Annotated in this window: 19 protein-coding genes and 1 pseudogene; 11 read left to right on the forward strand and 9 right to left on the reverse strand. The window is 63.1% G+C overall.

Annotated features, from left to right (window positions below):
- Nucleotides 1-219: 219 nt before the first annotated feature.
- The 3 genes from F3Y30_RS09650 to F3Y30_RS09660 form a co-directional block, all read right to left on the reverse strand.
- The gene (locus F3Y30_RS09650) at nucleotides 220-1,116 is read right to left on the reverse strand and encodes a uracil-DNA glycosylase (protein ID WP_203426549.1); all 897 of its coding nucleotides are present in this window, start codon (nucleotides 1,114-1,116) and stop codon (nucleotides 220-222) included.
- Nucleotides 1,117-1,185: 69 nt separating this feature from the next.
- Nucleotides 1,186-1,974 (reverse strand): SDR family oxidoreductase, encoded by a 789-nt coding sequence (locus tag F3Y30_RS09655; RefSeq protein WP_203426218.1) that lies wholly within the window; start codon nucleotides 1,972-1,974, stop codon nucleotides 1,186-1,188.
- Between the two features lie 43 nt (nucleotides 1,975-2,017).
- On the reverse strand, nucleotides 2,018-3,379 hold the full coding sequence (locus F3Y30_RS09660) for an FAD-binding oxidoreductase (RefSeq protein ID WP_203426219.1): 1,362 nt from the start codon (nucleotides 3,377-3,379) through the stop codon (nucleotides 2,018-2,020).
- A 297-nt stretch (nucleotides 3,380-3,676) separates the two neighbouring features.
- Between F3Y30_RS09660 and F3Y30_RS09665 the strand changes: the two are divergent.
- From F3Y30_RS09665 to F3Y30_RS09700, 8 genes and pseudogenes are all read left to right on the forward strand, one after another.
- Nucleotides 3,677-5,339: pseudogene (locus tag F3Y30_RS09665) on the forward strand (electron transfer flavoprotein-ubiquinone oxidoreductase).
- An 81-nt stretch (nucleotides 5,340-5,420) separates the two neighbouring features.
- Entirely contained in the window at nucleotides 5,421-5,705 is a 285-nt protein-coding gene (locus tag F3Y30_RS09670) for a hypothetical protein (protein ID WP_203426220.1), read from the forward strand.
- Nucleotides 5,698-6,192, forward strand: coding sequence for a hypothetical protein (locus tag F3Y30_RS09675; protein WP_203426221.1), 495 nt, complete (start codon nucleotides 5,698-5,700; stop codon nucleotides 6,190-6,192). Before F3Y30_RS09670 ends, F3Y30_RS09675 begins: the two co-directional genes overlap by 8 nt.
- A 12-nt stretch (nucleotides 6,193-6,204) precedes the next feature.
- Complete coding sequence (locus F3Y30_RS09680) at nucleotides 6,205-7,461, forward strand: hypothetical protein (protein WP_203426222.1); 1,257 nt, start codon at nucleotides 6,205-6,207, stop codon at nucleotides 7,459-7,461.
- Nucleotides 7,458-8,018, forward strand: coding sequence for a hypothetical protein (locus tag F3Y30_RS09685; RefSeq protein ID WP_203426223.1), 561 nt, complete (start codon nucleotides 7,458-7,460; stop codon nucleotides 8,016-8,018). Before F3Y30_RS09680 ends, F3Y30_RS09685 begins: the two co-directional genes overlap by 4 nt.
- A gap of 97 nt (nucleotides 8,019-8,115) precedes the next feature.
- Nucleotides 8,116-8,736 (forward strand): L,D-transpeptidase, encoded by a 621-nt coding sequence (locus tag F3Y30_RS09690; RefSeq protein ID WP_203426224.1) that lies wholly within the window; start codon nucleotides 8,116-8,118, stop codon nucleotides 8,734-8,736.
- A gap of 289 nt (nucleotides 8,737-9,025) precedes the next feature.
- Nucleotides 9,026-10,027, forward strand: a complete 1,002-nt coding sequence (locus F3Y30_RS09695; RefSeq protein WP_203426225.1) for an ABC transporter substrate-binding protein — start codon at nucleotides 9,026-9,028, stop codon at nucleotides 10,025-10,027.
- A gap of 131 nt (nucleotides 10,028-10,158) precedes the next feature.
- Nucleotides 10,159-11,046 carry a proline/glycine betaine ABC transporter permease gene (locus F3Y30_RS09700; RefSeq protein ID WP_203426226.1) on the forward strand — a complete coding sequence of 296 codons (888 nt, stop codon included), beginning with the start codon at nucleotides 10,159-10,161 and terminating at the stop codon, nucleotides 11,044-11,046.
- A gap of 45 nt (nucleotides 11,047-11,091) precedes the next feature.
- On the opposite strand, the gene F3Y30_RS09705 is transcribed toward F3Y30_RS09700, so the two are convergent.
- A complete protein-coding gene (locus F3Y30_RS09705) occupies nucleotides 11,092-11,541 on the reverse strand; it encodes a DoxX family protein (protein ID WP_203426227.1) in 450 nt (149 codons plus the stop codon).
- A gap of 249 nt (nucleotides 11,542-11,790) precedes the next feature.
- On the reverse strand, nucleotides 11,791-13,038 hold the full coding sequence (locus F3Y30_RS09710) for an MFS transporter (protein ID WP_203426228.1): 1,248 nt from the start codon (nucleotides 13,036-13,038) through the stop codon (nucleotides 11,791-11,793).
- A 322-nt stretch (nucleotides 13,039-13,360) separates the two neighbouring features.
- On the opposite strand from F3Y30_RS09710, the gene F3Y30_RS09715 reads away from it, so the two are divergent.
- Nucleotides 13,361-14,293, forward strand: a complete 933-nt coding sequence (locus F3Y30_RS09715; protein WP_203426229.1) for a diacylglycerol kinase family protein — start codon at nucleotides 13,361-13,363, stop codon at nucleotides 14,291-14,293.
- Nucleotides 14,294-14,302: 9 nt separating this feature from the next.
- On the opposite strand, the gene F3Y30_RS09720 is transcribed toward F3Y30_RS09715, so the two are convergent.
- Nucleotides 14,303-15,658, reverse strand: a complete 1,356-nt coding sequence (locus tag F3Y30_RS09720; protein ID WP_203426230.1) for a glutamine synthetase family protein — start codon at nucleotides 15,656-15,658, stop codon at nucleotides 14,303-14,305.
- A gap of 194 nt (nucleotides 15,659-15,852) precedes the next feature.
- Between F3Y30_RS09720 and F3Y30_RS09725 the strand changes: the two genes are divergently transcribed.
- Nucleotides 15,853-17,226, forward strand: a complete 1,374-nt coding sequence (locus F3Y30_RS09725; RefSeq protein WP_203426231.1) for an aspartate aminotransferase family protein — start codon at nucleotides 15,853-15,855, stop codon at nucleotides 17,224-17,226.
- 95 nt (nucleotides 17,227-17,321) lie between these two features.
- Here F3Y30_RS09725 and F3Y30_RS09730 read toward each other — a convergent pair whose 3' ends face one another.
- Nucleotides 17,322-18,827 (reverse strand): glycosyltransferase family 39 protein, encoded by a 1,506-nt coding sequence (locus tag F3Y30_RS09730; protein WP_203426232.1) that lies wholly within the window; start codon nucleotides 18,825-18,827, stop codon nucleotides 17,322-17,324.
- A gap of 1 nt (nucleotide 18,828) precedes the next feature.
- Nucleotides 18,829-19,836 (reverse strand): glycosyltransferase family 2 protein, encoded by a 1,008-nt coding sequence (locus F3Y30_RS09735; RefSeq protein ID WP_203426233.1) that lies wholly within the window; start codon nucleotides 19,834-19,836, stop codon nucleotides 18,829-18,831.
- Between the two features lie 93 nt (nucleotides 19,837-19,929).
- Between F3Y30_RS09735 and F3Y30_RS09740 the strand changes: the two genes are divergently transcribed.
- A complete protein-coding gene (locus tag F3Y30_RS09740) occupies nucleotides 19,930-20,892 on the forward strand; it encodes a lysylphosphatidylglycerol synthase transmembrane domain-containing protein (RefSeq protein WP_203426234.1) in 963 nt (320 codons plus the stop codon).
- Between the two features lie 6 nt (nucleotides 20,893-20,898).
- On the opposite strand, the gene F3Y30_RS09745 is transcribed toward F3Y30_RS09740, so the two are convergent.
- Nucleotides 20,899-22,401 (reverse strand): AMP nucleosidase, encoded by a 1,503-nt coding sequence (locus tag F3Y30_RS09745; RefSeq protein WP_203426235.1) that lies wholly within the window; start codon nucleotides 22,399-22,401, stop codon nucleotides 20,899-20,901.
- Between the last annotated feature and the right edge of the window lie 75 nt (nucleotides 22,402-22,476).

The following is a 22,476-nucleotide window of genomic DNA, read 5'->3' on the forward strand; positions in this document are numbered from 1 at the left end:
TGTTCAAGCCTCCCTGACCCCGATATTGCGTTGCACCATCTCTTTTGCAATGCGACATAATGGCGAGCTGCTATGCGTTTTGCGCATGGCAACAATAATAATCTGTTCACAAAACGGGCAACTTTGCGGCCGGAATCCGAGCGATATGTGAATCTCTGCCCGAGAGTTGTCGCGTAATTTATTGTATTTTATTGATTTTTTTATAGTTGATAGGGCGCGTCAGACCGCGACCCCCTTGCGAAAGGCAAGAAGATCCTGCCACGCAAGCCGCTTGCTGATGGGGGCTGCGATCAGGTCGAGCGGGTGCAGCGTGGCGAAAGCGGGTACATTCCTGCCACCGATGTGGATTTCGCGCCACACTCCGCGCATCTCATGGATGGTCTCCGTGCCGCCGAAGAAGAAGCGTGCGGCGAAATTTCCGAAAATCAGGACGTGATTCGGTTCGGCGAGCGCGATCTGCCGCTCGATGAAGGGGCGGCAGATGTCCGACTCGCGGACCGACGGCACCCGGTTTCCCGGCGGACGCCAGGGAATGACGTTGGTGACGAGCACCGAGGCCCGGTCGATGCCGATGCCCGCCAGCATGCGGTCCAGCATGGCGCCCTGGCGGCCCGAGAAGGGGTGGCCCTCCCGGTCGTCGTCGGCATTCGGCATGGCGCCGATCGCCATCACCGCAGGTTTCGGATTGCCGCTCGCGAAAACCAGGCTGCGTGCGCTGTTCTTGAGGTTGCAGCCGTTGAAGGCTTCCATGGCCGCCCTCAGTTCGTCGAGCGATCGTGCGCTGGAGGCGGCGAATTCGGCCTCCGCGACAGCCTGGCTGTCCGGGATCGTCACGGCGGCAGAGGGTGCCGCCTCGCGCGCGGGCCGGGCCGGCGCAGCCTGGCGCCCGGCGGATCCATTGACGGATGCCTGCGGGCGCGCAGCGCTTGGGGCTGGCCCGCTACCGGCATCCCTGTCCGCTGGCTGCGGGCGCTTCCCCTGCTCGGCACGCATGGCTTCGAATTCCGCAAACCGGTCGATCGCCACGTCCTCGAGCATCCATTCGACGCCGGCATCGGCGTGGAAATGCAGGAGGGCTGCCAGTTCGGGGGCGGAGAGGTCGTTCGCGGATATCATGGGCACGACTGTAGCGGATCGGGAGAGGGGGGAAAAGGCGGCGACAGCTGTCTCTTGTCTCGAAAGACCCTAGACCGACCGTGCCGCTCCCCCGTCGCAACGGATGAGGCTGCCCGTCACGTAGCTCGCCCGCTCGCTGCAGAGGAAGGCGGCGACCGCGGCAAACTCCTCGACGGTGCCGTACCTGCCTGCCGGAATGGCCTTTTCGGACCGCGCGCGGATCTCTTCGACCGGCTTGCCCGAATTTCTTGCTGCGGCTTCGTCAAGGCTCGTCAGCCTGTCCGTGAGGATGCTCCCGGGCAGGAGCAGGTTGGAGGTGATGCCGTCGGAAGCGACCTCGCTCGCAAGCGTCTTCGACCATCCGGCGAGCGCCGGACGAAGCGTGTTCGACAGCGCAATTCCGGGGATGGGCTCGATGACGCCGGACGAGGCAACCGTCAGGATACGGCCCCAACGCTGCTCCTTCATGCCCGGCAGGAACGCGTTGGCAAGGCCGATGAGGCTGAGCACCATGGCATTGAAGTAGGTCTGCAGCTTCTCGGCGGTCATTTCCTCGGTCGTGCCCGGGATCGGGCCGCCCGAATTGTTGACGAGGATGTCGAGGCCGCCGAAGCGTTCTCTCGTGGCCGAGACGACGGTCTCGTGGAACTCGGAAGAAAACAGATCTGCCTGGATGAAGTTGGCCCGGCCGCCGCCCTCCGCGTTGATCGCTGCGCAATTGGCGGCAAGCGTCTCCGCGTCGCGTCCGCACAGGAGAACGTCGGCCCCCTCACGTGCCAGTGCCACTGCGATGCCTCGGCCGAGGCCCCGCGAGGAGGCGAGGACGAGTGCGCGCTTTCCCTTGATGCCGAGATCCATGGTCGTTTCCTCTCTTGGTCTGCCGGTAACCCGGCCCGTCTTCTCAGAACGGGACCTTGCCCGGATTGAATATCATCTTCGGATCGAGCGCGGCCTTGATGGCCTGGGCGACGGCGCGCCGCTCCGGATTGCCGTGCAGATGGTAGGCGTCGCGCTTTTCCGTCCCCACGCCGTGTTCGGCCGAAAAGCTGCCGCCGAGATCCGTGATCCCCGTGTAGACTGCGTCTTCCACGGCAGCTCTGTTCCCGGCCGCATCGGCGCCATCCCCGATCACCGACAGGTGGAGATTACCGTCGGCGATATGCCCGTAGACATAGGCGTCGAGGCCACTTCCGACGCTCGCCAGTCGCTGACGCAGGGTCGCGACATAGCCGTCCACCGCTCCAGGCGGAATGGAAACGTCGAAGGACGGGGCGTTCGGATGCAGGCGGTAGATGAATTCCGATTCTTCGCGCAGCGACCAGAACTTGCGTGCCTGGTCGAGGGACTGGGCAACGATGCCGCCCGTAAGGCCCGCTTCCTCCCAGACCGCCTCCAATGCGCGTTCCAGCTCGGCGGTCGCCCGTTCGACCGATTCGCCGGAAATTTCGACGAGGAGGATGCTCTCAATTTCACCCTCCAGCCATTGCATGTCGAAGTCGTGAACTCTGGCACTGTCGAGGAAATACTGGCGCCACATCAGTTCCGCCCCCTCGAGTGTCACCGCGGCGACACCTTGCAGATGCCCGACAACGGTGAGCGCCGCGACCGCGTTCGGAACGGCGAGAAGCGCGGTTGCGCGTGCCGTGCTGAGCGTTTCCAGTTTCACCACGACCCGGGTCACGAAGCCGTAGGCACCTTCCGCGCCAACCAACAGCTGCTTCATATCAGGGCCGGCGCTGGCCTTCACCACGCGCGTCAGGTCACTGAAGATGCGCCCGTCCGGAAGCACCGCCTCGATGCCGAGCACCTGATGGCGCATGACGCCGTTGCGAAAGGCGAGGATGCCGCCGGCATTGGTCGAGACCATGCCACCGATCGTCGCGCTGCCACGCGCGGCAAGGTCGATTCCGGGCGCCAGCCCGTAAGGCGCGGCCGCCTCTTGGAGGCGCTGCAGTGTCACGCCGGATTGAACGACGGCGATCCGGGCGACGGGATCGATCAGTTCGATCTGTGTCAGTCTCTCGCTTGAAAGGATGATCTCGCCCGGCTTGCTGACCGAACCGCCGACAAGGCCTGTCCGTCCCCCTTGCGGAACAACCGGCACTCCTGCGTCGGCGCACCAGGAAATGACGGCCGCCGCCCCCTCGGCCGTTTCCGGCAGAGCCATTGCGCCCGCGCCGAAATTGTCCGGGTGCTCGCCCGGGTGCCGTCTCGACAGCGCCTCGGCTCCGATAAGGACAACTGTAGTGCCGATTTTGTTCAAGTGAGCTTCTAGGGATCGGATAGGCTCGTCCATCAGTGGGTATCCTCTACCGTCTGGCAGGGCATGCGTAGTCGGGGCGCGGCGCGGAATCAAGCAATGGATCGGATGCTGGCCCAATCGGACTGTTGACGCATGTGCCGGCGTGACTGATTTTGCCCACGCATGCATGACCTTATGCGCAAAAGCGGGGACCATTGGTCGCAGATCGGCTCGACAAGCCGGGGCGTATTTGCAATGAGGGGATAAAAATGAGGGGCGGCGCCAACGCTCGCATGCGTGGCGGGTTGGAGAGAAGCGATGACAGACGCAATGGAACTACCAGAACGCGAGAGCATGGAATTCGACGTTGTGATCGTGGGAGCGGGCCCGGCAGGGCTGTCGGCGGCGATCCGGTTGAAGCAGGTCAATCCGGAGCTGTCGGTCGTGGTTCTGGAAAAGGGCGCGGAAGTCGGGGCGCATATTCTCTCGGGCGCCGTCGTCGACCCGATCGGTATTGATCGGCTGCTGCCCGGCTGGCGCGAGGAGGCCGACCATCCCTTCAAGACCGAGGTGACGGACGACCAGTTCCTGTTCCTCGGCCCGGCCGGCTCGGTGCGCCTGCCCAACGCCCTGATGCCGCCCTTGATGAACAACCACGGCAACTACATCGTCTCGCTCGGCAATGTCTGTCGCTGGCTGGCCACCCATGCCGAGGCGCTGGGCGTCGAGATCTATCCGGGCTTTGCCGCGACCGAGGTGCTCTACAATGACGCGGGTGCCGTCATCGGGGTCGCCACCGGCGACATGGGCATCGAGCGCAGCGGCGAGCCCGGCCCGAACTATACCCGCGGCATGGCGCTGATGGGCAAGTACGTGCTGATCGGCGAGGGCGTGCGCGGTTCGCTGGCCAAGCAGCTGATTGAAAAATTCGATCTGCAGAAGGGTCGCGAGCCGCAAAAATTCGGCATCGGCCTCAAGGAGCTCTGGCAGGTCAGGCCCGAGCATCACCGGCCCGGCCTGGTGCAGCATTCCTTCGGCTGGCCGCTCGGCATGAAGACCGGCGGAGGCTCCTTCCTCTACCATCTCGAGGACAATCTGGTGGCCGTCGGCTTCGTCGTCCACCTCAACTACAAGAACCCTATCTCTTCCCCTTCGAGGAGTTCCAGCGCTTCAAGACACACCCGGCGATCCGCGGCACCTTCGAGGGCGGCAAGCGGCTGTCCTATGGCGCGCGGGCCATCACCGAGGGGGCTTCCAGTCGGTGCCGAAGCTGTCGTTCCCGGGCGGCGCGCTGATCGGCTGCTCGGCCGGCTTCGTCAACGTGCCGCGCATCAAGGGCAGCCACAATGCGGTGCTGTCGGGCATTCTCGCGGCCGAGAAGATCGCCGATGCGATCGCCGGCGGCCGGGCCAATGACGAGCCGCACGAGATCGAGGCCGGCTGGCGTCTCAGCGCCATCGGCCAGGACCTGAAACGGGTGCGCAACGTCAAGCCGCTGTGGTCGCGCTTCGGCACGGCGGTCGGCGTGGCGCTCGGCGGCCTCGACATGTGGACGAACACGCTGTTCGGCTTCTCCTTCTTCGGCACGATGAAGCACGGCAAGACCGATGCGCAGAGCCTGGAGCCGGCGGCCAAGCACGAGAAGATCGACTACCCGAAGCCCGACGGCGTGCTCACCTTCGACCGGCTGTCCTCGGTGTTCCTGTCCAACACCAACCACGAGGAAGACCAGCCGATCCATCTGCAGCTGAAGAACCCCGAGCTGCAGAAGTCCTCCGAGCTCGACGTCTATGCCGGCCCCTCGACGCGCTACTGTCCGGCCGGCGTCTACGAATGGGTGGAAAAGGACGGCAAGGACGTGTTCGTCATCAACGCCCAGAACTGCGTCCACTGCAAGACCTGCGACATCAAGGACCCCAACCAGAACATCAACTGGGTGCCGCCACAAGGCGGCGAAGGGCCGGTCTATCCGAACATGTAGTGGTGTGGGGCATTGTTGCTGATCCTGCAGTAAGCTACCTTGTCTCCGGCGTGTATTTCGCCTCGCCGGGGAGGGGTGCCGATGAGCAAGTTTGCAGCCATCGACGTCGCGGTTCGCCTGCAGCTAGCGCAGGACGGAAAGGCGCTTGGACCGCGCGATGCCATCGGAGGGGCGGCCACAGGTTACGCCAGCCCGGCCGAGATCGAGGAGTTTCTCCTCAGCGTCGCCAGAAGACTGCGGCTCGATACGCCCGCCCTGCGGTTCGATTGGGGCGCGATAGACGCGGCGTCGATCGCCAACAGCAAGCTCTATGTCGTCCAGGAAATGATCGCCGAGAAGGCTTCGCTGGAGAAGTCCGATGGTTAACATTCCCGCCCTGGTCTTTCCCATCGTGCGCGCAGGCATGTCCGAGAGCATCCGTTCGATGTTCCGCAACGATGCCACCGATGCAGTCGTTTCCGTGATCGGAGACAGTCTGCGCCTGACGCGACGGCCGACGATCGGCTACAACGACGCCTCGACACAGCCGGAACTGTTCTCCCAGGCCCTGCCGATGATGGTCGGTCTCGCGGTCGGACAGATTACGAACATGCGCCTTCAATCCAAGACACCCAGGTCCGGGGCCGGCCTGATCAGCGTCGACGCTGCGACGCTGGGCGCCAGCGCTGCTTCCGTCATTGCCATCCTCGGATACGACGAAGAACTGAACGACGTGAGGCTGCTCGGGTTTCTCGACCGGGGCGCGGTGTACCAGCAGGTGAAGGGCGTCTGGAAGTGCCCTGTCGACAGCGAGCTTTTCCGGGATGACGGGGTCTGCCCGATTCATGGCGAGAAACTGGAAAAACAGTCATAGGGGCTTCCGGCGATGTTGACCGAAGTTCTCGGAAGGATCGACGGTTGGCTCGGCCGGTCCTTCATGCTGGCGCGCTTTTTCCCCTGGCTGCTTTTCTGCCTCGGCAATGCGTTCCTCGCTGGCGTCGCATTTCCGTCCGTGCGCGAATTCCTGCTGACGGAGTACCAGAACCTGGGCTCCGGCGAAAAGCTGGTCAACCTGGCAATGCTTCTCGCTGGCGTCGCGGTCCTTGCCTTCACGCTGTCTCCGCTGGTGCAGCCGATCACCAGCCTGCTGGAGGGGAAGGGGTTGCCCTGGTGGCTGGCGGAACCGCTCGTCCTCGGCCATGTCCTCAGCCGCGACCGCCGTCTCGAACGCGGCTATCGCATGTTTCTGAGGCGAGCCAAGCTGCCCGACAGCAAGGTGGTGATCACGAGGCTGTCGAAGGACCGTGCCGAAGGCGTATTCACCCGCGCAGTCACCAATCCCGACGCCATCAAGGCCGCGCAAAGAGCGATACGGTCACTTCGGGCAACGCGTTACCTGAACAGGCCGATCGAGGTCGACGCGTTGCAGGAGGGCATAGACTGCTTGTCGAAGGCCCTCCGGGAGAACTGCGCAGACGTGTCGAGGCTTTCTGCGTCTGCCGTCCGGGCGACGAGAAAGCGGGCCACACGGCTGGATGCCCTCCACAGGGAAATGATGTTCAAGATCGCGAAATATGCCAAGGACATAGCCGAAGCTCATGATGCGCGTGAATTTGCTGCATACGAAAGATCGTTTGCAGCCGCCGAAGTCGCGCCGACCCGTTTTGGCAACGACATTGCCGCCCTGCGCAGCTATTGCGAAACGAGGTACGGCTTCTACTTCGACTTCTTCTGGCCGCGTCTGCAACTGGTTCTCAAGGACGAAGTCATTCTCGCCAGACTGGACAGCGCGCGCATCCAGCTGGACTTCTCGATCCTGAGCCTGGTGTTGAGCGGGCTGTTCACGGTGATCTGGCTCGTCGTCCTCGGTTTCTGGGGCACCTCGCTCGAGGCATTGCTGACGATCGCCATCGTTGGACCGTTGCTGATCGGCCTCTGGCTTTGGATCGTGCATGAGAGCTTTTCGGCCTACGCGGAGGTCGTGAAGGGCGCGATCGACACACGGCGCTTCGAGCTTCTGAGCGCCCTGAGGCGGCCTCTGCCGAAGACGGTCGAGGAGGAGCCGGAGGTCTGGCGCAGTACCGAACGGCTTCTGGCACTCGGGGAGCGGGACGAGGGCATCGTTTACGAGCATCCTCCATGAGCAGGCTTTGGACCATCGTCCTCGTATGGATCCTGGCATGCGCGCGCGCCATTCCGCTCCTCGTCTATGCGGGTGTGGTGATCTGGCTGGCGACGCTTATTTCGGGGCGCCAGGAGGTGCCGGAACCGGTGTCGCGTCGGGACGTGCAGAAGAGCCACCAATTGCAACCCGGTGATCTCACGACCCCCGCCATCGACAGGCTGGGCGGCAAGTACCTCAACCAGGATGTCCGCGCCGGCGGCAGGGTGACGGAGGATATGGTGGCCGACAGGCCGCCGCCTGCCGTGGCCGCGAACACCATGGCCGCGATCATCACGATCACCCGCAGCGACTGGGACAAGGCTGCGATCGGCAGCGGCAGCGACGTCCGGATCTGCGTCGGCGGCAAGGATTTCGCCGGGGTGACGAAGGTGCTTTCGGTGAACTGCGGTGCTCAGGACTGCGAGGTCGTCGTGGGATTACCCAGGCTTCCGAACCAGACTGTCGATCCGGTCGTCCTCTCGGGAGCCATGCTGGTCGACGGCAAGGTCCAAGGCTGCGCGTCCCCTCGGCCGTAGGCCAGCCTGGAGGGAGGCGCATCCCTCCCGCTTATCAGTTTGTTAACCATGATTTCCTTAGTTTCGGCGCCGTCACCGATAATTAAGGAATTTTGCGATGTCGATTTCCCGCCGTGGCCTGCTTCTGGGTGCGTCCGCGCTGCTCGCAGGCTGTGCAACGAACGGTCCTGACCACCGTGCGAACTACGCTTCGCTTCCCGACGAGAAGCATCCGCTTCCCGCGATGCCGCTCGACAGGATCAAGCCGGAGTTGAGGCGGCAGGAAGTGGCCTTTGAGACCGGCGAGAAACCGGGAACGATCGTCGTCGATACGCCCGCAAGACGCCTGTACTACGTCCTCGGTGATGGCCGGGCGATGCGCTACGGCATCGGCGTCGGCCGGGATGGCTACGCGCTCAGCGGAAATGCCTACATCGGCCGCAAGGCGGAATGGCCCAGCTGGACGCCGACGCCCAACATGATCCGCCGCGATCCTCAGAAGAACCTCAAATATGCGGGCGGCGTCGAGGGCGGCCCCAACAACCCGCTCGGCGCAAGGGCGATCTATCTCTACCAGGGCGGCAATGACACGATGTTCCGCATCCACGGCACCAACCAGCCGCAGTCGATCGGTCTCGCCATGTCCAGCGGTTGCGTGCGAATGCTCAACCACGATGTCATCGATCTCTACGAAAAAGCCACCGTCGGCGGCCGCGTCGTCATCGTCCAGGCCGCCTGACGCCGCCCCTCCGATATCGTCACAGATAGGTCCTGCACATTTGGCCCGCCGCCTGTCGGGAAGGGCGGCGCGTGGCCAAATCTGCCCATGGCGCAACACGAGCACTCACGGGCGCAATCTGACCGGCATTCGTGGCTGTAGCTGCAAAGTTTGAACGGGTGAGATTGTTGCGAGCTGATGGCAGGGAGTAGCCATGGCATCGGGCCCTCCATCCGGTCGCAAACGGCTGCGGCGGCGCGGCCGGCCAATGCGCACGCCATACACTGCCTAAACGATAAAGGGAACCATCATGAAAAACCTACTCGCAAGCACCTGTCTCGCCTTCGGGCTTTTTGCCATGGCAGGCGCAGCCTCCGCGGCGGAATGCGGCGACGTCACAATTGCAAGCATGAACTGGCAGAGCGCCGAAGTGCTTGCGAGCCTGGACAAGTTCATCCTCAACGAAGGCTACGGCTGCAACGCCGAAATCATCGTGGGCGACACGGTGCCGACCATTACCTCCATGATCGAGAAGGGCGAGCCGGATGTTGCGCCTGAAGGCTGGGTGGATCTGTTGCCGGATGTCGTCAATCGTGGCCTGGAGGAAGGCAAGATCGTTGGCGCGGCAGTCGCGCTCTCCGACGGCGGTGTCCAGGGATGGTGGATCCCGAAGTACATTGTCGACGCTCATCCGGACATCAAGACGATCGATGACGCGCTCAAGCATCCTGAACTGTTCCCCGATCCGGAAGACAGCAGCAAGGGCGCCGTCCACAACGGTCCGCAGGGTTGGGGCGGCACGGTCGTCACCTCGCAGCTCTTCAAGGCCTATGGCGGCGAAGCCGCCGGCTTCAACTTGATCGACACCGGATCTGCGGCCGGCCTCGACGGCTCGATCGCCAAGGCCTACGAGCGCAAGGAAGGCTGGGTCGGCTACTACTGGGCTCCGACCGCTCTTCTCGGCAAATATGAGATGGTCAAGCTCGACCACGGCGTTGCGGCTGACCCTGCCGAATGGAAGCGCTGCAACACCGTTGCCGATTGCGCCGACCCGAAGAAGAACGACTGGCCGAAGGACAGGGTCAACACGCTGGTCACAAAGGGCTTTGCGGACCGTGCCGGTGCACCCGTCATGGACTACCTCAACAAGCGCACCTGGACCAACGACACGGTCAACAAGCTCATGGCCTGGATGACCGACAACCAGGCGAGCGGCGAGGACGGTGCCAAGCATTTCCTCCAGGAAAATCCGGACCTGTGGACCCCCTGGGTCTCTCAGGAGGCCGCCGACAAGATCAAGGCTGCGCTCTGAACGGGTTGCAGGGCACTTTCACAGGTCTAGAGTGATGGCGGCGCGCGCTGAAGGGCGCGCCGTCATCAGCATTCAAGGCGGCTGGGCGCAGGAACGCCCAGCGCCGAGACAGGCATGAGAAGGGGATCGGCATGGACTGGTTGACCAAGTTTCCGCACATGAACGACGACTCGCTCAGGACGCTCAAGAAGGCGATTGACGAGGGGTTCCGGGCGTTTACCCGAGCCTATGGCGACGGCATCGAATCATTTTTCGAGCCACTGCAGTATTTTCTCATTTTTTCCGAGCGTCTGATGACGCGTACGCCCTGGCCGATCGTTCTCCTCGCGGTCGCCCTTATCGCCTGGTTTGCGAGCCGCAACTGGAAGATCGTGGTGGGTTGCGTCGCAACGCTGCTGGTCATCGGTTACTTCGACATGTGGGACGACACGATGAAGACGATCTCGATGATCCTCGTCTGTACCGTCCTGTCGATCGCGATCGGCATTCCGATCGGCATAATAATGTCTCGCTCCGACCGGTTTCAGAACATGGTCAATCCTGTGCTGGACGTCATGCAGACCATGCCGAGCTTCGTGTACCTCATTCCCGTGGTCATGCTGCTGGGCATCGGCAAGGTGCCGGGACTGATTGCGGTGGTCATCTATGCCATCCCGCCGATGATCCGCCTCACCAATCTGGGCATCCGGCTCGTCGACAAGGATGTTCTCGAGGCAGCCGACGCCTTCGGTTCCTCCAACTGGCAGAAGCTGAAGAACGTGCAGATGCCGCTTGCACTGCCGACGATCATGGCCGGCATCAACCAGACCATCATGATGGCGCTGGCCATGGTGGTGATCGCCTCCATGATCGGCGTCCAGGGACTGGGGCAGCCGGTGCTCAAGGCGATCGCCAACCAGTACTTCACGCTTGGGATCTTCAACGGCCTGGCGATTGTCGGCATCGCGATCATCTTCGATCGCGTGAGCCAGGCCTACGGCAAGCGCCTGCAGCGCCACCGTGAGGTCGTGCACGGCTAGTTGCGCAAAGGCCCCGCCCCAGAGATGGAGCGGGGCCTCGCATGCTCATGCGATCTGCTGCTGGATCAGGGAGGGATCGGTATTCGCTCGCCCTGCAAGCGGGGAAGCCGATTTCCAGGCAACCACCATCATGGCGCCTATGACGGTGATGTGTTCCGCCACGACATAGAATTCGAGCGTCCGGAACGGCTCCTCCATCGTCCAGAAGTTATGAGCGATCGGTATCGTCAGCGCCGTGAACACCGAAAGCATGCCGGCGCCGAGCCAGGTCCATCGGTTGGCTATGACGAGGGCCGAGCCTGCGATCTGCGTGAGGGCGACCGCGACGTTGAAGAACGGTGCCGGCTGCAGCCCGAAATGGGCCATTTCCACGACCCCTGCGTTGAAATCGATCAGCTTGGACAGGCCGCTGGCCCAGAACATCGAGGTGAGTATCGTCCGCGCCAGATAGCCGAACCAGCGGGATCCGGTGATTGAATCGATAAGCGAAGGCATTTCAGTCTCCGATGAATGGTGTTGAAGACCGGGTATCCAGAGGATCTCCGGAGAGCAGCAGTCGCCCGAAAGAGGCTTTGTTTGACGTGCTGCGCTGCTAACAGCTCTACCAGAGCGGTAGTCCGATGATGTCACTGCGGTAACATCACACCGAGCCTGCGCGCGTTCCTGCGTTGCTCGTGCCGCAAAAGAAAAAGGCGCCCCGCCTGGAAAGGGGGACGCCATCGATCTGGACCTGGAGTTTTCCGGTTACTCTGCCGGACAGGTCATCCCGGTGTCGGTGCGGCGATCGTTGCGCTCCAGCGCAAGCGACAGGAAGAAGACGCCCATTCCGCAGAAGGCCATGATCGCGCCGACGAAGCCGACGGAGGCATAGCCGTAGCCCGCGGTGATCGCGATACCGCCGAGCAGCGCGCCAAGCGCGTTCGCCACGTTGAAGGCCGAGTGGTTTAGGGCCGCGGCGAGCGTCTGGGCATTGCCTGCCACATCCATCAGTCGCGTCTGCAGCGCCGGTCCGACGACGAAGCTGCAGCCGATGAGGAAGCAGCAGAGGCACAACATGGCCGGGATATGCGCCGTCAGGGAGAGCAGCACCAGCACGAGAAGGTAGGCGAAGAGCGCCCAGCCGATGGTGCGCATAAGCGATAGGTCCGCCAGCTTGGCGCCGAAGATGTTGCCGACGATCATGCCGGAGCCGAAGAGCGCCATCACCACCGGTACCATGGAAATCGGCAGCTTCGCGACATCAGTGACGATCGGCGAGATATAGGTGAACACCGAGAACATTCCGCAGAAGCCCGTGGCCGCGATCCCGAGCGTCAGCCACACCTGCTTACGCTTGAGCGCCCCGAGCTCGGTCAGCGCATTCACGCCGCTGGCTTGCTTGTCGCGAGGCAGGAACGCCGCGATCAGGATGACGGTGAGCATGCCGGTGGCGCCGACGGCCGCGAACATCAGCTGCCATTCGAACACCTGGCCGAGGAAGGCGGCGAGCGGCGTGCCGATCAAGGTGGCGACGGTAAGGCCCAGCATCACGCGGCCGACGGCCTGGGTGCGCTTGTTCATCGGAACCATCGAGGCGGCGACGAGGGCCGCTACGCCGAAATAGGCGCCGTGCGGCAGGCCGGTGAGGAACCGCATCAGGATGAAGCTCTCGAAGGTGGGGGCAATGGCACTCGCGAGGTTGCCGAGCGCAAACACCAGCATAAGTCCGAGCAACAGGTCGCGCCGGCGGAATCGGGCGCCGATCACCGCCAGAATCGGAGCGCCGACGACGACGCCGAGAGCATAGGCGCTGATGACGTACCCTGCCTGGGCGCTTGTGACGTCGAAGCTCCTGGCGACGTCCGGCAGAAGACCCATGATGGCGAACTCGCCGGTTCCTATGCCGAAGCTGCCGACGGCGAGCGCCAGGATGATGAGCGTTACGGTGAGCGGGGAGACCGTTGGCTGCGCGGAGGAGGGCACAGCGCGATCGGAGATGGGTAGGTCGGACACGTTGGCTCCGTGGAAGAGCCCTGCGCGGCGGCACAGGTGGAAACGGGCACGTCCAGCCACTCCTCCTGGCTGCGCTTGCAAATCTCCGGCCGGTTGGCCTTGCGGGGAAACAATTGGAAATCGGCCTGAATAGACGCGATTGTGCGGAACTTTAGCAGGATTCGACGGGAATCAAATCACTATTTTTTGCGACGCAAACTTGTCCATTTCCGGCGGCTATCACTTCCTGGTGATCGCACTTTCCCGCTCATGCTGTTTTTTTGCCGTTTTCAACCCTATCTAATGAGGGGGTGCCACCCGGAGCATTCCATGGAGATGGCGAATGAGAATACAGGCAATATTCAACAAGGATGGCGGTACGTTCCGTACGACCGACATGGATCTGTACGTCCGCAAGGCGGAGGAAATCTTCGCCAATGCCGGCCATCACCTGGATTGTGATATCGTCGAGGGCTCCGATATCGAGATGGCTTTGAAGCGCTGTGCGGGTCGTAGCGATCTCGATGCGATGCTCGCCGGGGGAGGCGATGGAACGATCTCGGCGGCCGCTGGCATCGCCTGGAAGAGCGGCATGCCGCTCGGCGTGGTGCCGGCGGGCACCATGAATCTCTTTGCCAGGTCGCTCAAGGTTCCGCTCGACATATGGCAGGCAATTCACGCACTCGCGGATGGCGATGTCGCCGCTGCGGATATCGGCAGCGCGGACGGCCGTGCTTTCGTGCACCAGTTCTCCGCCGGCCTCCACGCCCGGATGGTGCGCCTTCGTAATGCGATGACGTTCAATTCCCGCGTCGGAAAGATGATGGCGAATGCCCGCGCGGCTGTGGGCGTTGTCTTCGATCCCCCGGAATTCGATGTGGAATTCGATGTCGACGGCGTGAAATCGCACCGCTCCGTTTCGGCGATCAACGTCTCGAACAATCGCTTCGGCGACTACGGGCTGCTCTATGCCGACGACGTGACGGGCGGCCACCTCGGCTTCTATACGACGCAGCCGCTGAAGCCGGCTGGCGTTGCGCGTCTGGCCTTTGACATCATGCGGGGCAAGCTTCGTGAAAATGCCGACGTGACCGAAATGACCGGCAGCGCCGTCGACCTGCATTTCCCGCGGGTCGACCGGGCGATCAATTGCGTCATCGACGGCGAGCTGCTGCCGATGGGCCGCGATGTCGCGCTGCGTCTGCATCCGGGCGAACTCAAGGTGATCGTCCCGAAGGTGGCCGGAGACGCCGACAAGGAGCAGGTCGCGGCCTGAAGGCCCGACTCAGATTCGCGGCAGGTACGTCTGGTAGTCGAAGTCCGACACCGTTCGCAGATAGGTGATCGCCTCTTTCCGCTTCGTGTCTCCGTAGAGCTTCTGGTAGCGCGGCCCGAAGACATCGGCGATGAACGGCGAGGCGGAAAAATCCTCCACCGCGGTGAGGAAGTCGTGGGTCAGCCGCCGTGCGTCGGGCGCGTCCTTGCCGGGTTCTGTGACGGGACCCGGGTCCAGGTTCTCGTCGAGCCCGCGCAGTATGCCTCCCAGAATAGCCGTCAGCAGCAGGTACGGATTGACGTCCGCGCCGGCAACTCTGTGCTCGACACGGGCAGCCGGGCCGTCCTTGTCGGGGATGCGGATAGCGGTGCCGCGGTGGCCGAACCCCCAGGTCAGGTCGATCGGAGCGAATGATCCCGGCTGGAAACGGCGGTAGGAGTTCGCGAAGGGTGCGAAGACCAGCTGCGCATCGCGCATCGTGTCGAGCATGCCGGCGCAGACCGACTTCAGCTTCACCGGATCACCGCCCTTGGCGTCGAGAATGTTCCTGCCGTCGCGATCGATGATGCTTGCGTGCACGTGAAGCCCGGATCCCGCCTGGTTGGCGTAGGGCTTGGCCATGCAGGTGGACTTCAATCCGTGAAGCTTCGCGGCCTGCTCGGCAATGCGCTTGAGGTAGATGCAGTCGTCGGCAGCAGCCAGCGCATCGGGCCGGTGGAGAAGGTTGATTTCGAACTGGCCGGGGCCGAACTCCGCCGTGGTCGCGTCGGCGGGCAGATCCTGGGCGCGGGCCCAGGCGCGAACGGTCTGCAAGTAGCCGTCGAGCGCGTCCACCGCGCTCATGTCGTAGAGCTGGAAGCCGTTTGGCTCGTCGCGGTACATCAGCCTTTCCGGCGGGCGTGGCTTGCCCGTTTCGCGCCAGTCATCCTGGATCACATAGAATTCGAGTTCCGTCGCGACGACCGGGGTAAGGCCCCGGTCCTCGAACCGCTTCAGCAGCGCGGCAAGGATCGCGCGTGGATCCATGAAGCTCGGCGTTCCGTCGAATTCGTGCATCGTCGCCAGCACTTGCTTCGAACCCGCCGGCGCCCAGGGCATGGGTACCAGCGAACGACTGTCCGGGATACATGCGCCGTCCGGATCGCCGACACTCAGCGAGAGCCCGGTGATGTCGTCGTTGTCGTCGCCCCAGATATCGAGCGACTGGGTCGATGAGGGCAGCCGCACCGAACCGTCCCAGATCTTCTTTTCGCCCTCGAGTGGGATCTGCTTGCCGCGAAGGTCGCCGTTCATGCCGACGAGAAGGATCTCGATCCTCGGGGGGAGGTCGGGCGAGCTTGTTGCTGCCGTCTTTTGCTGGGTCATGTTCGGTATCGTCTCTGGCGGGTTGCAGATAGGCTCTGGATAGTAGCCGAATCTAGGTTCGGTCCCTTGCCAAAGTCCTGTTACATGGGCATTTTCCTAGCCTATTCTGTCTCGCCGTTCAACAAGTGAGGGGGCGTTGGGCGGCCGCAAAAATCCGAGACGTCGCAAGCGCTCCCTGCCGCAAGGAACCCTTCATGGATACCCAGTCAAACGCCGCCCTGTCCAATCTCGGTGCGCTCGACGCCGCCCATCATCTTCATCCGTTCTCGGACATGAAGAAACTGAATGCTGTCGGCACCCGCATTATCGAGCGGGCGGAAGGCTCGTACATCTTCGATAATCATGGCAAGCGCTATCTCGACGGGTTCGCGGGGCTCTGGTGCGTGAACATCGGCTACGGGCGCAAGGAGATTGCCGATGCCGTCTATCGGCAGATGAACGAACTGCCTTACTACAACACCTTTTTCGGCACCACGACGCCGCCGGCCGTCCTGCTTGCCCAGAAGATCACCTCGCATGCCGGGGCGAAGATGAACCGCGTCTTCTTCACGGGATCCGGATCCGAGGCGAACGATACGTGGTTCCGCATGGCCCGGGTCTACTGGGCGGCACTCGGCAAGCCGACCAAGAAGACGATCATTGCCCGGAAAAACGGATATCACGGCTCGACCGTTGCCGGCGCCTCGCTCGGCGGCATGAAATGGATGCACGAGCAGGGCGACCTGCCGATCCCCGGCGTCGTCCATATCGGGCAGCCCTTCTGGTACGGCGAGGGCGGTGACCTTTCTCCCGCTGAATTCGGCCTGAAGGTTGCGCGCGAGCTCGAGGAGAAGATCGACGAACTCGGCGAAGACAATGTCGCGGCGTTTGTCGCCGAGCCGATCCAGGGGGCAGGCGGCGTGATCGTGCCGCCGGAAACCTACTGGCCGGAGATCGCGCGCATCTGCAAGGCACGCAACATTCTGCTCGTCAGCGACGAAGTCATCTGCGGTTTCGGGCGCACGGGTCACTGGTTTGGCTACCAGCACTTCGGCGTGGAACCGGACCTTGCGCCTATCGCCAAGGGCCTGTCGTCGGGCTATCTGCCGATCGGCGGGGTGATGGTCAGCGACCGCGTCGGCGATGTTCTCGTCAACGAGGTGGGCGACTTCAATCACGGCTTTACCTATTCCGGCCATCCGGTCTGCGCCGCGGCGGCGCTCGAGAACCTGCGTATCATCGAGGACGAGAAGCTTGTCGAACGCGTCCACGACGACATCGGCCCCTATCTGGCCGCGGGCCTGAAATCGCTGGAGGATCATCCGATCGTTGGTGATACCCAGTGCGTCGGTCTCATGGGCGCGGTCCAGCTCGCGGAAGACAAGGCGACGCGTCTCCGGTTCGAAGACAAGGAAAAGGCGGGCGTGATGGTGCGCAATCACTGCCTGGAGAACGGCCTCGTCCTGCGCGCGACCGGCGACCGCATGCTCTTTTCGCCGCCACTCATCATCACTCGCGCAGAGGTAGACCAGATGGTCGAGACGACCCGCAAGGGGCTCGATCATGCGTTGAAAGAGCTGAAGGGCTGAGCCGGAGGACATCCGGCAAGGTCCCGGTTCCCCGGCCTTGATCAAACGACCCGCGCATTCACCTGAGTGCGCGGGTTCCCAAAGCACCCGTCGCCTTATTGCTTGACCGGGTAAAGCCAGGCGTATCCGAAGACATAGCTGTCTTCGGGCGTGCCGTATGTGTAGGGCAGCGACATCTCCCGCGTCTGAAGGCTTTCCGGAGCAATCTGTCTTCCGGAACGGCTGGCGAACTTCAGAAGTGGTGCGGGAATTTCGGCGCCGCTCTTTCCCTCCATGCGCCAGACGACGAGGACCTGCGAGGTCTCGTTCCAGGCAATTTGCGGGTCGAATGACGGATAGGCGGGTGACACAACGGGCGCTCCCGGGAACTGCAGGCGCAGGTTTCCGGCAAGATGCGGATCCTCGGCGATGACGGCGCCGGGCTCGGCCGGTGCCTCCTTCATGATCGCCGCAGCGAACGCGTCATAGGGAACGTTCTGCTTCTGGTAGTCGCCGGTTCGCCCCGCCAGCGCGACGCGCCCGAAGAGCACGGCCGGCACCAGAAGCATGATCAGGAGGGGAACCGGCAGGTAGCGTCCCAGGAATTTTTGGCCGGAAACACCTGCCGCCTCGAGCTTCATGCAGAGGTAGAGCGGCAGGATGAGCAGGAGCGGCGTCAGCCAGCGGTCCTTGATGTGCGACGCTCCCGCGAACACGATCAGAAGGGCAAGCACGATCAGGAACACGACGAGGATGCGCTCGACGAGCGCGGTCCATCGGTTGCCCTGCCGCAAGGCGTGGAACAGCGTGCCCCTGAAGACGGCTGCGAAGACCGCGACTGTCACGGCCGAGAAGCCGAGGATCGCCATCGCCAGCGAACCAAATCCCGTGGCGATCTGCGCCGGCAGGCTCAGCGTCTCTCCCGCGAGCTTGTCCATCGTCCGCTCGGTCGCAAGGCCGAGATTTCCGGCAAGCCACAGCCCGTGCGGAAGCACGATCAGCAGCGCCGCCGCGACCGTGAACGCGAGGCGGGGATCGAGGAGCCGCGCACGCCATTCGCGGTCCGGCAGGGTCGCGAGGAGGGCGGCGGCCGGCAGGATGGCGAAATTGTACTTGGAGATCAGTCCGACCCCGACCGCCACTCCTGTGAGGAGGTAGGAGAAGGAACTCGGCGTCTGCAGGGTGCGGAAGAAGCCGTAGAGGAAGAGGGAAGCCGCAAAGACGATCGCGACCGTATGGCTCAGATCTCGCTGGGCTTCGAAGGCGATCTGCGGGATCGTGAGCAGGCCGAGCGTCGCGATGATCGCAAGGTCCCGGTCCTTGAGGACCGTGCGCGCGGCGAGCCCATAGGCGAGATAGGCGAGGAAAAGGACGGCGTTCTTCAGCACGCTGACGGCGAACACGCTCGGACCCGTCACCTTGACCACCGCATACTGGATCCAGTTGTAGAACGGCGGCTGGGTGTCGTAGCCCGCCGCGAGCCACTGCGACAGAAGGATCTGCTGGGCCTCGTCGCGCTCCAGTGCGTCCGGCATGGCGAGGCGCACAAGGAGGTTGAGCACGAAGTAGCCGGCGATCAGCAGGAAGATCGCGGCCGGCGATGAACGCAGAAATTTCGTCATGTCACTCCTGCCGGAATGTCTGGCGTATGATGTAGTTCGGCGTGTCGTCGTCGCGGAAATAGGTCCGGGCGATCATCTCGGAAAGGATGCCAGTGGTGATCAGCTGGATGGAAGACAGAAACAGCATGACCCCGACGATCAGCATCGGTCGCATGCCGATGTCATTGCCGAAGATAAACTTGTCGATGAACAGGAAGGCGAGGATGAGGGCACTCACGGCACCGGCGGCAAGGCCGATCGAGCCGAAGAAATGTCCCGGCCGCGCCTTGTAGCGCATGAAAAACAGCACCGACAGGAGATCGAGGATGACCCGGAAGGTGCGGGAAATGCCGTACTTCGACGTTCCGAGCGTCCGCGGGTGATGGGTGACCACCATCTCGCCGATGCGCGAGCTTGGCACCACGCCCGCCACCCAGGCGGGGATGAAACGGTGCATTTCACCCATCAGCTTGACCTGCTTGATGATCGATGCGCGATAGATCTTCAGGCTGCATCCGTAGTCGTGAAGCCGGACGCCGGTGATTCTTCCGATCAGCGCATTGGCACACCAGGAGGGTATCTTGCGCAGGAACAGACCGTCCTTGCGATCCTTGCGCCAGCCGACGAGGAGATCGAGTTCCCGCTCATCGAGCGCTCGGGCCATGGCGGGAATGTCGCTCGGATCGTTCTGAAGGTCGCCGTCCAGCGTGGCGATAAGGCGGCCGTTCGCCGCGTCGATACCTGCCTGCATCGCGGCCGTCTGGCCGAAGTTGCGCTGGAGTTCGATGATCGCCATGCGAAGTCCCGGACGGGCGAGCGATGCGCGTGCGCGCAAAAGCGTCGCGTCCGTGCTCCCATCGTCGACAAGGATGAGCTCCCACGAAGAGACGCGCCCTTCCATCGCCGTGCAGACGCGGTCGATCAGCAGTCCGACGCTCTCTTCCTCGTTGAACACGGGGACGACCAGGGAGAGCTCGATGCCTTCCGCAAAGGTTTCCCCGGCAGCTACAGTTTCAGAATTCTCTAGCAATTACCTATCTCCCCTCCCGCCGGGAGGTTCTTTCTGCACGCGCGCCATGTTAATCACGGCCTCGCAAGCCCTGTAATGGATATTCAGCACTATATGACTTCGACACCGGATTCCAGCCGCTCCTCCTGGGTTTCCCGCAACGGGGTGACCCTGCTGACGGTCGCATGTCTTGCCGGCTATGGCGCCTTCGTGGAATGGCAGTGGGGCTGGAGCAAGCTCTTTGCGCAATGGCTGGAAATCGGCCTGTGGCCCGTTGCCGTGGCTCTGATGTCGCTGACGGCCACCTATTTCGTTCGCTCCTGGCGGATCCACGACTATTTCCCCTCCGAGACGGCCGGCCGCTTCCTTCGGCTTTTCCGTGTGACGCAGGTTCATAACCTCCTCAACATCATGCTGCCGTTTCGGGCAGGCGAGACGAGCTTTCCCCTGCTGATGCGCTCGGAGTTCGGCATTCCGCTCGCACGCGCGACGTCGGCGCTTTTCGTCATGCGCCTCCTCGACCTGCATGCTCTCTGCGCGGCCGCCGGGGTGGGCGTCGTCATCAATGCCGGAGGCACGTGGCCCTATGGGCTGGGCTGGATCGTCTTTCTCGTCTGCCCCCTTGCTTTCTATGCCCTCAAGGCCCCGATCCTTGCCAGGCTTCGGGGGCATGTTCCGGAGAGGCTCGAACGCATCGTCGAGGAAATCGAAGCAGGTATTCCCGCGGATCGGGGTGCCTTCGTGCGTGCCTGGGCCTTCACCGTCCTCAATTGGACGGTAAAGGTGCTGGTGCTGGCGTGGGTTCTGGCGCTGATGGGCGTACTTCCCCTCGGCGCCTGTTTCGGCGGAGCGCTCGGCGGCGAGCTTTCGTCCGTCCTTCCGCTTCATGCGCCGGGCGGGGTCGGAACCTACCCGGCAGGAATTGCGGCCGGAGCCATTGCCTTTGGTGCTGCCGGCAAGGGGGAGGCACTGGCGTCCCTGGGGCAGGCCGCGGTCAACACCCACCTTCTCATCATCGCATCGGCCTTTACCGGGACCGCCCTGTCCGTGCTCTTGTCGTCACGCAGGCGTTCCTGACGGGGACTACTGAAACGCCGTTTCGTAGAAGCTTCTGAGCTTGCGGGAGTGGAGCTTCTCCGTCGGCATTCCCGCGAGCTTCTCGAGGGCGCGAATGCCGATCCGCAGGTGCTGGTTCACCTGCGTGCGGTAGAAGGCCGTCGCCATGCCGGGCAGCTTGAGTTCCCCATGGAGCGGCTTGTCCGAAACGCAGAGCAACGTGCCGTACGGCACGCGGAACCGGAAGCCGTTGGCCGCGATCGTGGCTGATTCCATGTCGAGCGCGATGGCGCGCGACTGCGAAAGCCGCTTGACCGGTCCCCGCTGGTCACGCAGTTCCCAGTTGCGGTTGTCGATGGTCGCGACCGTGCCGGTCCGCATGATGCGCTTGAGGTCGTACCCCTCGTAGCCCGTCACCTCCGCCACCGCACCCTCGAGCGCCACCTGCACTTCGGCGAGTGCCGGAATCGGAACCCATACCGGCAGGTCGTCGTCGAGCACGTGGTCTTCGCGCACATAGGCATGGGCGAGCACATAGTCGCCAAGCGTCTGGCTGTTCCTGAGCCCCGCGCAGTGGCCGAGCATCAGCCAGGCATGCGGGCGAAGCACGGCGATATGGTCGGTGATCGTCTTGGCGTTGGAGGGTCCGACGCCGATATTCACCATGGTGATCCCGCCGTGGCCCTTCTTCTTGATGTGATAGGCCGGCATCTGCGGCATGCGACCGAGCGTGAGGTCCGATTCCGGGCGGTCGGAGCCTGCGTGCGTGACGATGTTTCCCGGCTCGACGAAGGCCGTGTAGCCGTTGCCGCCCTCGGCCATCTGCATTCTCGCCCAGGCGCAAAACTCGTCGACGTAGAACTGGTAGTTCGTGAAGAGGACGAAGTTCTGGAAATGGTTGGCGCTGGTCGCGGTGTAGTGGCTGAGTCGGGCCAGCGAATAATCGACGCGCTGGGCGGTGAAGGCTGCAAGCGGCGAGGGCTCTCCGGGACCGGGTTCGTAGGAGCCGTTGGCGATCTCGTCGTCCGTATTCGTGAGGTCGGGCGCGTCGAACAGGTCGCGCAGTGGCAGCTCGATGTGTTCGGCGACTTCCGCTTCGACATAGGCACCTTCGCCGAAGGCGAAATGGAGCGGGATCGGTGTCGTCGATTCGGACACGGTCACGCGGATGCCGTGGTTGCGCATGAGGTGGCCGAGCTGTTCCTTCAGATAGTGGCGAAAGAGCTTCGGGCGGGTGATGGTCGTCGTGTAGATGCCCGGCGAGGCAACGTAGCCATAGGAAAGCCGCGAATCCACGTGGCCGAAACTCGTGGTTTCCACGGCGACCTGCGGGTAGCAGGCGCGGAACCGCTTGTCCGGAGTGCCCGACTTGCCGAGCGATACGAACGCGTCGGTGAGGAACTTCGTGTTCCTCTCGTAGAGCGCTTCCAAAGCATCGACGGCCTTTGCCGGATCGTCGAAGGTCTGTGGCTCGTAGCGTTCAGGCGTGGAGAAGGAAAGTGGACGGGGATAGGAGATGGTTTTGCTCATGAATCATTATAGTGAGTTGCTTTTTACAAGCAAACGACAAGAACTTTGCGCTGGCAAGCGGAGTTTTCACCACTC

This window comes from Sinorhizobium sp. BG8 (assembly GCF_016864555.1).
GTDB lineage: Bacteria > Pseudomonadota > Alphaproteobacteria > Rhizobiales > Rhizobiaceae > BG8.

What these genes read in the sequence shown, in the direction of transcription:
- F3Y30_RS09725 (WP_203426231.1), top strand. Translation starts at nt 15,853, where the DNA reads ATGGATACCCAGTCAAACGCCGCCCTGTCCAATCTCGGTGCGCTCGAC.
- F3Y30_RS09695 (WP_203426225.1), top strand. Translation starts at nt 9,026, where the DNA reads ATGAAAAACCTACTCGCAAGCACCTGTCTCGCCTTCGGGCTTTTTGCC.
- F3Y30_RS09730 (WP_203426232.1), bottom strand. Translation starts at nt 18,827, where the DNA reads ATGACGAAATTTCTGCGTTCATCGCCGGCCGCGATCTTCCTGCTGATC.
- F3Y30_RS09715 (WP_203426229.1), top strand. Translation starts at nt 13,361, where the DNA reads ATGAGAATACAGGCAATATTCAACAAGGATGGCGGTACGTTCCGTACG.
- F3Y30_RS09655 (WP_203426218.1), bottom strand. Translation starts at nt 1,974, where the DNA reads ATGGATCTCGGCATCAAGGGAAAGCGCGCACTCGTCCTCGCCTCCTCG.
- F3Y30_RS09685 (WP_203426223.1), top strand. Translation starts at nt 7,458, where the DNA reads ATGAGCAGGCTTTGGACCATCGTCCTCGTATGGATCCTGGCATGCGCG.
- F3Y30_RS09680 (WP_203426222.1), top strand. Translation starts at nt 6,205, where the DNA reads ATGTTGACCGAAGTTCTCGGAAGGATCGACGGTTGGCTCGGCCGGTCC.
- F3Y30_RS09705 (WP_203426227.1), bottom strand. Translation starts at nt 11,541, where the DNA reads ATGCCTTCGCTTATCGATTCAATCACCGGATCCCGCTGGTTCGGCTAT.
- F3Y30_RS09675 (WP_203426221.1), top strand. Translation starts at nt 5,698, where the DNA reads ATGGTTAACATTCCCGCCCTGGTCTTTCCCATCGTGCGCGCAGGCATG.
- F3Y30_RS09690 (WP_203426224.1), top strand. Translation starts at nt 8,116, where the DNA reads ATGTCGATTTCCCGCCGTGGCCTGCTTCTGGGTGCGTCCGCGCTGCTC.
- F3Y30_RS09650 (WP_203426549.1), bottom strand. Translation starts at nt 1,116, where the DNA reads ATGATATCCGCGAACGACCTCTCCGCCCCCGAACTGGCAGCCCTCCTG.
- F3Y30_RS09720 (WP_203426230.1), bottom strand. Translation starts at nt 15,658, where the DNA reads ATGACCCAGCAAAAGACGGCAGCAACAAGCTCGCCCGACCTCCCCCCG.
- F3Y30_RS09740 (WP_203426234.1), top strand. Translation starts at nt 19,930, where the DNA reads ATGACTTCGACACCGGATTCCAGCCGCTCCTCCTGGGTTTCCCGCAAC.
- F3Y30_RS09670 (WP_203426220.1), top strand. Translation starts at nt 5,421, where the DNA reads ATGAGCAAGTTTGCAGCCATCGACGTCGCGGTTCGCCTGCAGCTAGCG.
- F3Y30_RS09700 (WP_203426226.1), top strand. Translation starts at nt 10,159, where the DNA reads ATGGACTGGTTGACCAAGTTTCCGCACATGAACGACGACTCGCTCAGG.
- F3Y30_RS09745 (WP_203426235.1), bottom strand. Translation starts at nt 22,401, where the DNA reads ATGAGCAAAACCATCTCCTATCCCCGTCCACTTTCCTTCTCCACGCCT.